Origin of the sequence: Rhodococcus sp. WMMA185 (assembly GCF_001767395.1) — a bacterium.
Classification (GTDB): domain Bacteria; phylum Actinomycetota; class Actinomycetes; order Mycobacteriales; family Mycobacteriaceae; genus Rhodococcus_F.
On record NZ_CP017014.1, the window covers coordinates 2,490,950 to 2,503,500 of the forward strand.

At 59.1% G+C, this 12,551-nt stretch carries 7 protein-coding genes and 3 rRNA genes; 3 read left to right on the forward strand and 7 right to left on the reverse strand.

Annotation, left to right across the window (positions count from 1 at the left end; translation table 11 throughout):
* The first annotated feature begins 80 nt into the window (after positions 1 to 80).
* Positions 81 to 677 (forward strand): TetR/AcrR family transcriptional regulator, encoded by a 597-nt coding sequence (locus tag BFN03_RS20645; RefSeq protein WP_070379052.1) that lies wholly within the window; start codon positions 81 to 83, stop codon positions 675 to 677.
* A 95-nt stretch (positions 678 to 772) separates the two neighbouring features.
* Here BFN03_RS20645 and BFN03_RS11130 read toward each other — a convergent pair whose 3' ends face one another.
* Positions 773 to 1,999 carry a hypothetical protein gene (locus BFN03_RS11130; protein ID WP_157109599.1) on the reverse strand — a complete coding sequence of 409 codons (1,227 nt, stop codon included), beginning with the start codon at positions 1,997 to 1,999 and terminating at the stop codon, positions 773 to 775.
* Between the two features lie 1,223 nt (positions 2,000 to 3,222).
* On the opposite strand from BFN03_RS11130, the gene BFN03_RS11135 reads away from it, so the two are divergent.
* Positions 3,223 to 3,828: a DsbA family oxidoreductase gene (locus tag BFN03_RS11135; protein WP_070379054.1), complete on the forward strand. Its 606-nt coding sequence runs from the start codon at positions 3,223 to 3,225 to the stop codon at positions 3,826 to 3,828.
* A gap of 159 nt (positions 3,829 to 3,987) precedes the next feature.
* Here BFN03_RS11135 and rrf read toward each other — a convergent pair.
* The 4 genes from rrf to murA all read right to left on the reverse strand — a co-directional run bounded on the left by rrf (position 3,988) and on the right by murA (position 11,078).
* Positions 3,988 to 4,104 (reverse strand): 5S ribosomal RNA (rrf, locus tag BFN03_RS11140).
* A 113-nt stretch (positions 4,105 to 4,217) separates the two neighbouring features.
* Positions 4,218 to 7,348, reverse strand: a 23S ribosomal RNA gene (locus BFN03_RS11145).
* A 330-nt stretch (positions 7,349 to 7,678) separates the two neighbouring features.
* Positions 7,679 to 9,197: ribosomal RNA gene (locus BFN03_RS11150) — 16S ribosomal RNA — on the reverse strand.
* Together the 16S, 23S and 5S rRNA genes form the textbook arrangement of a ribosomal RNA operon.
* A 600-nt stretch (positions 9,198 to 9,797) precedes the next feature.
* Entirely contained in the window at positions 9,798 to 11,078 is a 1,281-nt protein-coding gene (gene murA, locus BFN03_RS11155; RefSeq protein WP_070379055.1) for a UDP-N-acetylglucosamine 1-carboxyvinyltransferase, read from the reverse strand.
* A 54-nt stretch (positions 11,079 to 11,132) separates the two neighbouring features.
* On the opposite strand from murA, the gene BFN03_RS11160 reads away from it, so the two are divergent.
* Positions 11,133 to 11,708: a cob(I)yrinic acid a,c-diamide adenosyltransferase gene (locus BFN03_RS11160; RefSeq protein WP_070379056.1), complete on the forward strand. Its 576-nt coding sequence runs from the start codon at positions 11,133 to 11,135 to the stop codon at positions 11,706 to 11,708.
* 1 nt (position 11,709) lies between these two features.
* On the opposite strand, the gene BFN03_RS11165 is transcribed toward BFN03_RS11160, so the two are convergent.
* On the reverse strand, positions 11,710 to 12,132 hold the full coding sequence (locus BFN03_RS11165; protein ID WP_070379057.1) for a DUF2550 domain-containing protein: 423 nt from the start codon (positions 12,130 to 12,132) through the stop codon (positions 11,710 to 11,712).
* A gap of 48 nt (positions 12,133 to 12,180) precedes the next feature.
* Positions 12,181 to 12,549, reverse strand: a complete 369-nt coding sequence (locus BFN03_RS11170; protein ID WP_070379058.1) for a F0F1 ATP synthase subunit epsilon — start codon at positions 12,547 to 12,549, stop codon at positions 12,181 to 12,183.
* Positions 12,550 to 12,551: the final 2 nt, after the last annotated feature.

Below are 12,551 nucleotides of genomic sequence, written 5' to 3' on the forward strand. Positions count from 1 at the left end.
TGGACTACCGAATGTCAAGTTGACAGCGTCAACCTAGCAGTGACTTGTTGACAGCGTCAACTTCCTCCTATTCTGCGGAGATGAAGGAACAGACCGGGGATACCCGTCGTGCTCTGATCTCCGCAGCCAGCGACCTCCTGGCGCAGGGCGGACCGATGCACGTCACGCTGCGAGCAGTCGGCGCCGCCGCCAACGTGTCGCGAACCGCGTCGTACCGCCACTTTCGAGACAAAGACGACCTCCTCAGCACGGTGGCCGCCGAGAACCTGGCTTTTCTCAGGGAAGAGATGCAGCGTGCAGCAGCGAGCCCCGCGAAGACCTCCACCCCGCTGTTGCGCGCCTGCCTTGTCTACGTCCGCATCGCATGGGACTACCCGCACCACTACCGGCTCGAATTCGGAGGCGACTACGCGTTCAAGCCGAGCCGGGTGCTGCAGGAGGCCGCCACCGACTTCAACAGGTACTTCCATGAACTCGTTGTCGACGCGCAGCAGAGCAACACCCTCATAACCGACGATCCCCGAGACGTAGGTCCACTGCTCTGGGTCCTGCTGCACGGACTGGCCATGTCCAACCACCTGGTCGCCGAGCACACGTGCGATTCCGGAACAGGCTATGAAGCCGGTGATTTGCCGCGCATTCTTGCGTTGGCCCTGAGAAAACTGGCACCACCCTGAGCTCGAACCTGGAGGTTGTCCTCGACCCTCCACGACCGTTGCCCCGGGAAATCAGACACACGCCGATTCCCCGGGGCAACGCTTACGGAGCCTGATTACTGGCTGAGGGGGGTCCAGTCACCGCAGCCCAAAGACTGGAACCTTCCATCTGTAGGTTCGATAGTCACCGTGACCGGATCTTTGACCGTCGTTCCCGAATTGAAGGTCATTCCGGAACTGTCCTGGCGAGACCAAAGGCAAGATTTGGTTCCATCGGTCGAGCCATTGCTCACGTACGACCCAGGTTGGAGATCGACTCCTACCGCGCCCACGAAGTTGTATCCCGGGATCTTCGGAGCACTCGAATCGGCACTTCCCAAATCGACGGGATTCCACACTCCGCAATTACTCGACGAAAACCCTCCGTCGGTCGGTTCGACCGTCACCGTGGTTGCGTTGGGGCTTGTTCCTCGCTCGACAATGGTTCCGTTGATGTCAGTTCGAGTCCAGTCGCATGTGTTGCCTCCAACTGGCCCCGTTGTCCGGTAGCTACCGCGAACTGCTTCAACCACTGGGATCGTCGCCAGCGCCATGCCGCCGGCGTTGACTGTGCCGGACTTCGAGGTGTCCCGCGGCGCGCAACGCACACTATTGTTGGTGGCCTTCATGAACATGAATGACTTTCCGTCATTCTTACCGAAGTCCGTCTGGTATGTGAAGAAGTTCTCGGGGCGACCGTAGGTGTCGGACAACGAATCCGCGGGGTCTGCCACGCTGGAGCGAAGACTCGGCTGTACCACGGACCCAGCCTCACCAGCCCTGACTGTAACGCTGATGGACGGAAAGACTACGAATGATCCAGAATTGGCGTTGAGCCCAATTCTCTTGTCATGGTTGAAGTCTGCTGACAGAGCGTTGGGGCCGTTCCCAGTCGGATCCTTCGTTGTGCCTTCGGTGATGTTGCCGACTGACATCCTCAGGATGGGCCCATCATCGTTCGGCACCCCGTCGTAGCCAACTCGGGTCACGTCAATGTCCCCCCGCAGCTTCGAGACAGAATCGGTGTTTACCTCCGCTCTCTGAAAGGTCGTTCCCGCAGGGATGGCCATATCATATTTCATGCGAATCCAGTTCGGACCCAGCTGCTCCTTTGGATTCTGCCGATTCATGTCGACCGGATCGGGAGTAATGGTATAGGTGAAATCTTGTCCTGCCGGGACGGATTCGGGTGCCGTGATTTTCAGGCCCCAATTGCTTGTTTTGGCATCGTCGTAACGAGAACCCTTCGGACGGAAAGGGTCATACTGGCCGTTTGATGACCAGCAACTGACCTTGAAATTCACGTCGGCGGTCTTGGACGTTGTCGTCCACGGCGCCAATGGCTCTGCGTTCGCAAGGCCGGGTAGAAGGAGCGTTCCGGCGCTGAGGGTGATAGTTGCCGCGATCGTCGGCCATCGTCTAAAGGGATTCATCGACTCATCTCTCGGTGTCTGTCATGTTCTTCCCACCCCATGCACAGGGGCTTACAACTCTTTGTCGGGATAATCAGCAGTTCGGATCCGAACCGCAGCTTGAAGAGGGCTTCCATTGGTGCGCAATGCACTTCGTGACCTGTCGAGACTGTCATCATAGGTACAGCTAAGTGACTGCTCTGCTGTTCGAATCATCCAGCGATTCACGCCCGTGCCCATCGCACGGTCTGAAATGCCTTACCCGCAGTTCTTCGGGTTCTTCGCCAAGCCTCAACCAAGACTGACGTATGTTCCTGTGTCACAACTACGTTGAAGATCTATCGATCGGCAATCCTATCGATCAATGTTTGAACGCTGCAGGAAGCGGCATGGTTATCATTCTTCGTTCAGCTCATGCATCGTGCTATCGCTGTCCAGGGAGACAGGACGGAGGTCCGTGTACAGCTACAGGCAGAGGAAATCATCCCAGCCTCACGGTCTTTCATCTCGATTCAGGCCCCTCTCTCGGAGAACCGAGGTTAACACTTAGTCGAGGTGCTGTAAATGGTCTATCGCTTGAAAGTTCCTCTGCGCCAGTGGACTTGCCGAATATTGCGGCAAACCGGACAAAGCGGAGAGGGTACGGAGACGTCTGAGAGTGCGGTCGTCTCCCTCAGACGCTCGATAGGCCGACTCACCGGGGCCAGCCCGGCCGTGATCCGTGAGGGGTCCGCGATGTTCCCCCACACCCCGACGGACGCCGAAGCCGGCTCGATGTGCGACGCCGGCTGGATTGCCTCCTTCCGGTCGCTGGTGAACCCCTGGCCTGCGCGAGGTCAGGTTGTCGACACTCCGAGTTCACACCGACAGCCGGGCCCGGTTCGGACAATGCTCAGAGCCACGTTTGGAGCTTGCGATCTGCGGGGTTCTGACGATCTCTCTTGCTCGCGCACACCTTGTCGGACGCACTACCATCGGCGCTGGACGGCTTGGCTTCCGGGTTCGGAATGGAACCAGCACCCTGGTCGCGCCCTGACACCGCAGGCAAGACTCTGGCGCTCTTCATAGGACGTGTCTGCGTGTTTACACGGCTCTTTTGAGAAAGGATCCCCTCGATGACCACCCCGGTCGATGTGTTCATTGACTACGTCTGCCCGTTCTGCTTCCTCGTCGAACCGGCCATCGAGGGACTGAAGCGCGACCGTGATGTCGACGTGACGATTCGTCCGTTCGAGCTGCGCCCGTACCCGGTGCCCACGTTGCGCCCCGAGGACGAGTACCTGCCCCGGGTGTGGAAGGACGCGGTGTACCCGATGGCAGAGCGTGTCGGCCTGCCGATGGCACTTCCCTCGATCTCGCCGCAGCCCCGCACGGAGAAGGCCTTCATGGTGTTGCAACTCGCCCAGGAACAGCACAGGGCCGAGGTCTACACCGTGGCGATGTATAGGGCCTTCTTTCAAGAGGACAGGAACATCGGCGAGAACGAGATCATCCTCGATATCGCCACCTCCGTCGGGCTCGACCGCACCGAGGCCGAACTGGCACTGCACAGCGACGAGCGCCGAGCACGGCAGCGGGCGGATCATGACTTTGCGGCGAACACCGTTGGGATCGACTCAGTGCCCAGCGTCGTCATCGACGGGCACGTGCTGCGCGGGGTTCCCTCGGCGGCGGAGATGAAGAATGCCGTCGACCAACTCAGGGTGCCGGGATCAACCTGATCAGCTTTCCTTCGAGATCGAGATCAGGTGACCTACCACGGCGACTCCGAGACGATAGTTCCCTGGCCGCCGGCGATCGCGAGAGCTGACGCCACCTTCACCGGTGCCCAGAATGCCGTAAGCCCCCCAACGGTGTTGGGGGGCTTACGGTTAACGGGTGTTCGGCGGTGTCCTACTCTCCCACACCCTGCCGGGTGCAGTACCATCGGCGCTGGAGGGCTTAGCTTCCGGGTTCGGAATGGGACCGGGCGTTTCCCCTCCGCTATGACCGCCGTAACTCTATGAAACTGTCACACTCCCCCGGAACCGGGAACCAGCCGGTGAGGCCGGGTGGTTCGGGGGTATTTGTGTGTTGTTTCAGATACCGCACAGTGGACGCGTAGCTTCTTCGTGGTAAGTCCTCGGCCTATTAGTACCAGTCACCTCCATCCGTTACCGGACTTCCAGTTCTGGCCTATCAACCCGGTGGTCTGCCGGGGGCCTTACCCCCTCTGGGGGGTGAGAAACCTCATCTTGGAACAGGCTTCCCGCTTAGATGCTTTCAGCGGTTATCCCTTCCGAACGTAGCTAACCAGCAGTGCTCCTGGCGGAACAACTGGCACACCAGAGGTTCGTCCGTCCCGGTCCTCTCGTACTAGGGACAGCCTTCCTCAAGTTTCTAACGCGCGCGGCGGATAGAGACCGAACTGTCTCACGACGTTCTAAACCCAGCTCGCGTGCCGCTTTAATGGGCGAACAGCCCAACCCTTGGGACCTACTCCAGCCCCAGGATGCGACGAGCCGACATCGAGGTGCCAAACCATCCCGTCGATATGGACTCTTGGGGAAGATCAGCCTGTTATCCCCGGGGTACCTTTTATCCGTTGAGCGACACCGCTTCCACTTGCCGGTGCCGGATCACTAGTCCCGACTTTCGTCCCTGCTCGACCCGTCAGTCTCACAGTCAAGCTCCCTTGTGCACTTGCACTCGACACCTGATTGCCAACCAGGCTGAGGGAACCTTTGGGCGCCTCCGTTACATTTTGGGAGGCAACCGCCCCAGTTAAACTACCCACCAGGCACTGTCCCTGAACCAGATCATGGTCCGAGGTTAGAGGTCCAATTCGATCAGAGTGGTATTTCAACAACGACTCCACCACCACTGGCGTGGCCGCTTCACAGTCTCCCACCTATCCTACACAAACCGAACCGAACACCAATACCAAGCTGTAGTGAAGGTCCCGGGGTCTTTTCGTCCTGCCGCGCGTAACGAGCATCTTTACTCGTAATGCAATTTCGCCGAGTCTATGGTTGAGACAGCTGAGAAGTCGTTACGCCATTCGTGCAGGTCGGAACTTACCCGACAAGGAATTTCGCTACCTTAGGATGGTTATAGTTACCACCGCCGTTTACTGGGGCTTAAATTCTCAGCTTCGCTCCGAAGAGCTAACCGGTCCTCTTAACCTTCCAGCACCGGGCAGGCGTCAGTCCGTATACATCGTCTTACGACTTCGCACGGACCTGTGTTTTTAGTAAACAGTCGCTTCTCACTGGTCTCTGCGGCCCCACCCAGCTCGGGAAGTGAATTCCGTCACCGGACAGGGCCCCCCTTCTCCCGAAGTTACGGGGGCATTTTGCCGAGTTCCTTAACCATAGTTCTCTCGATCGCCTTAGTATTCTCTACCTGACCACCTGTGTCGGTTTGGGGTACGGGCCGTGTGAAAGCTCGCTAGAGGCTTTTCTCGGCAGCATAGGATCACTGAATTCGCCTCATTCGGCTATGCGTCACCTCTCAGGCATATGAACGGCGGATTTGCCTACCGTTCGCCCTACCGGCTTACACCAGTATTACCACTGACTGGCTCAGCTACCTTCCTGCGTCACCCCATCGCTTGGCTACTACCAGCTCGGTTCACGCGCATCCACCCACCACACACCCGAAGGCACATGACAGGTTTCAGGGCGCTTAGCATCACTGATTCACCAGGGGCGCGTTCACACGGGTACGGGAATATCAACCCGTTGTCCATCGGCTACGCCTGTCGGCCTCGTCTTAGGTCCCGACTCACCCTGGGCGGATTAACCTGGCCCAGGAACCCTTGGTCATTCGGCGGACGAGTTTCTCACTCGTCTTTCGCTACTCATGCCTGCATTCTCACTCGCGTGGCCTCCACAACTAGTTCACACTGCTGCTTCCCTGGCCACACGACGCTCCCCTACCCACCCACACCACTGCCCAACACTCCGCAGAGTGAAGGGAATGCAATGTGTGAGTGCCGCGGCTTCGGTGGTGTACTTGAGCCCCGCTACATTGTCGGCGCAGGATCACTTGACCAGTGAGCTATTACGCACTCTTTCAAGGGTGGCTGCTTCTAAGCCAACCTCCTGGTTGTCTTCGCGACCCCACATCCTTTTCCACTTAGTACACGCTTAGGGACCTTAGCCGGCGATCTGGGCTGTTTCCCTCTCGACTACGAAGCTTATCCCCCGCAGTCTCACTGCCGCGCTCTCACTCACCGGCATTCGGAGTTTGGCTGATTTCGGTAAGCTTGTAGGCCCCCTAGACCATCCAGTAGCTCTACCTCCGGTGAGAAACACGCGACGCTGCACCTAAATGCATTTCGGGGAGAACCAGCTATCACGGAGTTTGATTGGCCTTTCACCCCTACCCACAACTCATCCCCTCAGTTTTCAACCTAAGTGGGTTCGGTCCTCCACGACGTCTTACCGTCGCTTCAACCTGGCCATGGGTAGATCACTCCGCTTCGGGTCTAGAACATGCCACTGACTCGCCCTATTCGGACTCGCTTTCACTACGGCTACCCCACACGGGTTAACCTCGCGACATGCCACTAACTCGCAGGCTCATTCTTCAAAAGGCACGCCATCACCCACAGCCACAAGGACTCGCAGGCTCTGACGGATTGTAAGCGCACGGTTTCAGGTACTATTTCACTCCCCTCCCGGGGTACTTTTCACCTTTCCCTCACGGTACTAGTCCGCTATCGGTCACCAGGGAGTATTCAGGCTTATCGGGTGGTCCCGACAGATTCACACCAGATTTCACGGGCCCGGTGCTACTCGGGTATCCGCCACAACAGTCACCATGTTTTCGTGTACGGGACTCTCACCCACTACGGCAGGCCGTTCCAGACCACTTCCACTAACACGGCAATTTCTTACTGTCGGCCGACACGGCAGTATCGACACAGGCGAACCCCACAACCCCACGAATGCAACACCTGCCGGCTATCACACATCCATGGTTTAGCCTCATCCGCGTTCGCTCGCCACTACTAACGGAATCACTCTTGTTTTCTCTTCCTGTGGGTACTGAGATGTTTCACTTCCCCACGTTCCCTCCACACACCCTATACATTCAGGTGCAGGTAACACGACATCACTCGTGCTGGGTTTCCCCATTCGGACACCCTCGGATCTCAGCTCGGTTGACAGCTCCCCGAGGCTTATCGCAGCCTCCCACGTCCTTCATCGGCTCCTGGTGCCAAGGCATCCACCGTACGCTCTTAAACACTTACAACAAAGATGCTCGCGTCCACTGTGCAGTTCTCAAACAACACACAAACCAACCATGTACGTGACCACCGAACACCGGAAAACCCGGCCGGTATGACCACCACGATCGTCTGTCGTTTCTTTCCTCGAGAGGAAACACATCACGTGTTCTCTCAGGACCCAACAGTGCGCCGATATACCACCCACCACCCGGAACACGGTCCGAGCACAATTGCGGATGGGATTGCCAGTGTTCCACCCATGAGCAACCGCAGTCCCACATGTGGGGACTCAACGGCCTCTGCCGATGTTGTTGTGCACCTGTGTGACAACAACATCGGAGAATGCTCCTTAGAAAGGAGGTGATCCAGCCGCACCTTCCGGTACGGCTACCTTGTTACGACTTCGTCCCAATCGCCGATCCCACCTTCGACGGCTCCCTCCCACAAGGGGTTAGGCCACCGGCTTCGGGTGTTACCGACTTTCATGACGTGACGGGCGGTGTGTACAAGGCCCGGGAACGTATTCACCGCAGCGTTGCTGATCTGCGATTACTAGCGACTCCGACTTCACGGGGTCGAGTTGCAGACCCCGATCCGAACTGAGACCGGCTTTAAGGGATTCGCTCCACCTCACGGCATCGCAGCCCTCTGTACCGGCCATTGTAGCATGTGTGAAGCCCTGGACATAAGGGGCATGATGACTTGACGTCGTCCCCACCTTCCTCCGAGTTGACCCCGGCAGTCTCTTACGAGTCCCCACCATTACGTGCTGGCAACATAAGACAAGGGTTGCGCTCGTTGCGGGACTTAACCCAACATCTCACGACACGAGCTGACGACAGCCATGCACCACCTGTATACCGACCACAAGGGGGGCCACATCTCTGCAGCTTTCCGGTATATGTCAAACCCAGGTAAGGTTCTTCGCGTTGCATCGAATTAATCCACATGCTCCGCCGCTTGTGCGGGCCCCCGTCAATTCCTTTGAGTTTTAGCCTTGCGGCCGTACTCCCCAGGCGGGGCGCTTAATGCGTTAGCTACGGCACGGATCCCGTGGAAGGAAACCCACACCTAGCGCCCACCGTTTACGGCGTGGACTACCAGGGTATCTAATCCTGTTCGCTACCCACGCTTTCGCTCCTCAGCGTCAGTTACTGCCCAGAGACCCGCCTTCGCCACCGGTGTTCCTCCTGATATCTGCGCATTTCACCGCTACACCAGGAATTCCAGTCTCCCCTGCAGTACTCGAGTCTGCCCGTATCGCCTGCACGCCCGTAGTTGAGCTACGAGTTTTCACAGACGACGCGACAAACCGCCTACGAGCTCTTTACGCCCAGTAATTCCGGACAACGCTTGCACCCTACGTATTACCGCGGCTGCTGGCACGTAGTTGGCCGGTGCTTCTTCTGCGCCTACCGTCACTTACGCTTCGTCGGCGCTGAAAGAGGTTTACAACCCGAAGGCCGTCATCCCTCACGCGGCGTCGCTGCATCAGGCTTTCGCCCATTGTGCAATATTCCCCACTGCTGCCTCCCGTAGGAGTCTGGGCCGTGTCTCAGTCCCAGTGTGGCCGGTCACCCTCTCAGGTCGGCTACCCGTCGTCGCCTTGGTAGGCCATTACCCCACCAACAAGCTGATAGGCCGCGGGCCCATCCTGCACCAGTAAACCTTTCCACCCCCCACCATGCGGCCGGAGGTCCTATCCGGTATTAGACCCAGTTTCCCAGGCTTATCCCGAAGTGCAGGGCAGATCACCCACGTGTTACTCACCCGTTCGCCGCTCGTGTACCCCGAAGGGCCTTACCGCTCGACTTGCATGTGTTAAGCACGCCGCCAGCGTTCGTCCTGAGCCAGGATCAAACTCTCCGTTGAAGACTCACGATACAAGGTCCGAAAACCCTTATCAGTCAAAGACATCGAGTCAAATCACTAGCAAAAAAACTCAAACTAGCAAAAACATTTGTCGGCACACCCCAGACGGAAGAATGGAATGCACCCACACCCCACACCACCACCCCAACCAACCCACACGGGGCCGGCCAGACCAATGATGCGAGAAACCAAAAAACAATTTGGCACTGACATTCATCGACACACTGTTGAGTTCTCAAAGAACACGCACACACCATCACCACCAACACACATCAGCGGATCCGGGGCAACCGTTTCATCCTATCCCCCAACACATCCCGGCGCAAACCAGAACCCGCGAAGGACCCCGAACACCAACCACACGATCGACATCCAGGAAATCAGGCGCCCCCGTACAACCTCGTAGCATCCACCCAACCGGTGAACGTCGGCGTCCGTGTCGCTCTGACCCGAACAAAGCTACGCCCACCCCACCACAAAAACCAAATCGCCTGGTCGCAGCCCCGCCCGACAAGGTCACGCCAGCCAGATCCGGTGAGCCAAAAGCGATCCGAGCCCTCATCGTCGTATCGCACAACGTGACGGCGAACTCACTCGAGCTCAGTGACCATCGATTCCCGGCGGAGCAGTGCCCACCCTCTCGATCTGGGCTCCGAGGTTCTGAAGGATCTCGACGAAGTATGGGTACCCTCGGTCGATGTGGAAGACGTCGTGTACTTCCGTCACACCCTCGGCGACCAGTCCGGCCAGCACGAGGCCCGCACCGGCTCGGATATCCGACGACCACACTGGTGCACTCGACAACTGCGCGACTCCGCGAATGACCGCATGGTGGCCGTCCGTCCGGGCATCCGCGCCCAGCCGGATCATCTCCTCTACGAAACGGAACCGGGCCTCGAAGACGTTCTCTGTGATCATCGACGTCCCCTCCGCCACTGCGGCGAGTCCGATTGCCATCGGCTGAAGGTCGGTCGGAAACCCGGGATACGGCAGCGTCGCGAAGTTCACGGCGGTCGGCCGGTCTTCCTGAACCACGCGGAAGCCGTCGGACTCGGCGGTAACCGTCGCTCCTGCCACACGAAGCTTGTCGAGAACCAATCCGAGATGCTTCGGACTGATTCCACGGACAGTGATGTCGCCACGCGTCATCGATGCCGCAATTCCCCACGTCGCCGCGACGATACGGTCGCCGATGACGCGGTGTGTGGTCGGCTCGAGCTTTGCGACCCCCTGAATCGTCAGTGTCGACGACCCGGCCCCCTGGATCTTGGCGCCCATCTCGATGAGCATGTTGCACAAATCGACGATCTCGGGCTCGCGAGCAGCATTGTCGATCACCGTCTCACCACTGGCCAGGACGGCCGCCATGAGGATGTTCTCAGTCGCGCCAACCGAGGGGAAGGCCAGCCGAATGTTCGCGCCGTGCAGATCATCGGCTTGGGCCACCACACAACCGTGTTCGATCGTGCTGTGGGCACCGAGCAAGCGGAGACCCGACTGGTGCATATCGAGCGGCCTCGAACCGATCGCATCGCCACCGGGTAGCGCGACAACGGCACGCCGGCAACGCGCAACGAGGGGCCCGAGCACGCACACGGATGCGCGGAACTGACGAACCGCTGCAAAGTCGGCGTGATATTTGGGCTCGGCAGGGGTGGTGATTCGGACGCTCGAATCACCGAGTTCCACCTCACACCCGAGTCCACGCAGAACGTCGGCCATCAAGGGGACGTCCAGGATGTCCGGACAGTTGGTGACGGTTGTGGTGCCTTCTGCCAACAGCGCAGCGGCCATCAGCTTGAGAACGCTGTTCTTCGCGCCCCCGACAGACACTTCACCTACGAGGCGGCTACCGCCAGTAACAAGGAAGCGTTCGCTCACGAAACACAGCCTAGAGCCACGGAGCCCGACCCGGGTGGCCGGTACCGTAACGTTATGGCCGTACATCTCACCAAGATCTACACCCGGACCGGCGACGACGGAACCACTGGGCTCAGCGACTTCTCTCGCGTCTCGAAGAACGATCCGCGTCTGATCGCGTACGCCGACTGCGACGAGGCCAACGCATCGATCGGTGTCGCAATCTCCCTGGGTGACCCCCCAGAAGAGATTCGGTCGATCCTTCAGCAGATTCAGAACGACCTATTCGACGCTGGTGCCGACCTTTCCACCCCGGTGGTCGACGATCCGAAGCATCCACCACTACGAATCACCGAGGAATACGTCGACCGCCTCGAGGCCTGGTGCGATGAACTGAACGAGCGGCTCGAGCCCCTGCATTCGTTCATTCTTCCCGGAGGGACGCCCCTAGGAGCCCTGTTGCACGTCGCGCGAACCATAACCCGGCGCGCCGAACGGTCCGCGTGGGCAGCCGTTGAAGCGAACCCGCAAGACACCGGCACGCTTCCGGCGAAGTATCTCAACCGGTTGTCCGACCTTCTGTTCATCATGAGCAGGCTTGCCAATCCCGAAGGTGACGTGCTGTGGAAACCCGGCTCGGGACAGTCCTGACCTAGACGCGCCGGCCGCGAACCCACCTGCCGGACGGACGTGATTCGACCCACGACAGGAACGCGGTCAACGCACCGACGTCCAAGGCGATCTCATAGGCCTTCCCCCCGTCCGTCACCGAGAGAATGACAATCTCGTCGGACATGATGTCGAACTCGGAGCCTTCGGGGCTACGACGACTTTCGACTTCGACCCCTTGGCGCTCGATGCGCGAATCGGGGCCGGGGCGCAGACTCGATAGTTTGAAGAAGACGAGGGAATCCTCGCCGTATCGGATGACGCCATGGCGCCATCCGATGCCCGCCTCTGCAGGCATAACGCGGAGAATGGCCGCGGTACCACCGCGGCGCAACACAAGAAATCGATACAAGAAAACCGCGACGAGAGCGGTGACCAGCACAACCAGAATGATCAACACCGTCATTCCGATTGCCACTGGTCGCCAGCTCCGTCGCGGTTTCTCGCGTGCTGCCTAGGCGCGCTCTACAGCGCGGATCCGCCCCTTTGCGGCGGCAGCCGCCTCGAGGTCGTCTCCACTCTCTTCGAGCGCCGCCCTTGCCGCAACCACATCGATGTCCTCGGCCAAGTCGGCGGACTCGGCGAGGATCGTGACTGTCCTCGCGGTCACGGACAGGAATCCCCCGTGCACAGCAGCAACGACACGCTCGCCGTCGGCCGTCGTGATCGACACCACGCCGCCCTCGACCAGCTGTCCGAGAACTGGTTCATGCCCAGGCATGACACCGATCTCTCCCTCGGTCGTCTGCGCACTGACGAGAGTCGCCGAACCAGACCACAACCGTCGCTCCACGGCGACGAGTTCCACAGTCATCTCAGCCATCG

Coding starts and splice junctions, on each gene's coding strand:
- BFN03_RS11135 (WP_070379054.1), top strand. CDS start 3,223: ATGACCACCCCGGTCGATGTGTTCATTGACTACGTCTGCCCGTTCTGC.
- BFN03_RS11160 (WP_070379056.1), top strand. CDS start 11,133: ATGGCCGTACATCTCACCAAGATCTACACCCGGACCGGCGACGACGGA.
- BFN03_RS20645 (WP_070379052.1), top strand. CDS start 81: ATGAAGGAACAGACCGGGGATACCCGTCGTGCTCTGATCTCCGCAGCC.
- BFN03_RS11170 (WP_070379058.1), bottom strand. CDS start 12,549: ATGGCTGAGATGACTGTGGAACTCGTCGCCGTGGAGCGACGGTTGTGG.
- BFN03_RS11165 (WP_070379057.1), bottom strand. CDS start 12,132: ATGACGGTGTTGATCATTCTGGTTGTGCTGGTCACCGCTCTCGTCGCG.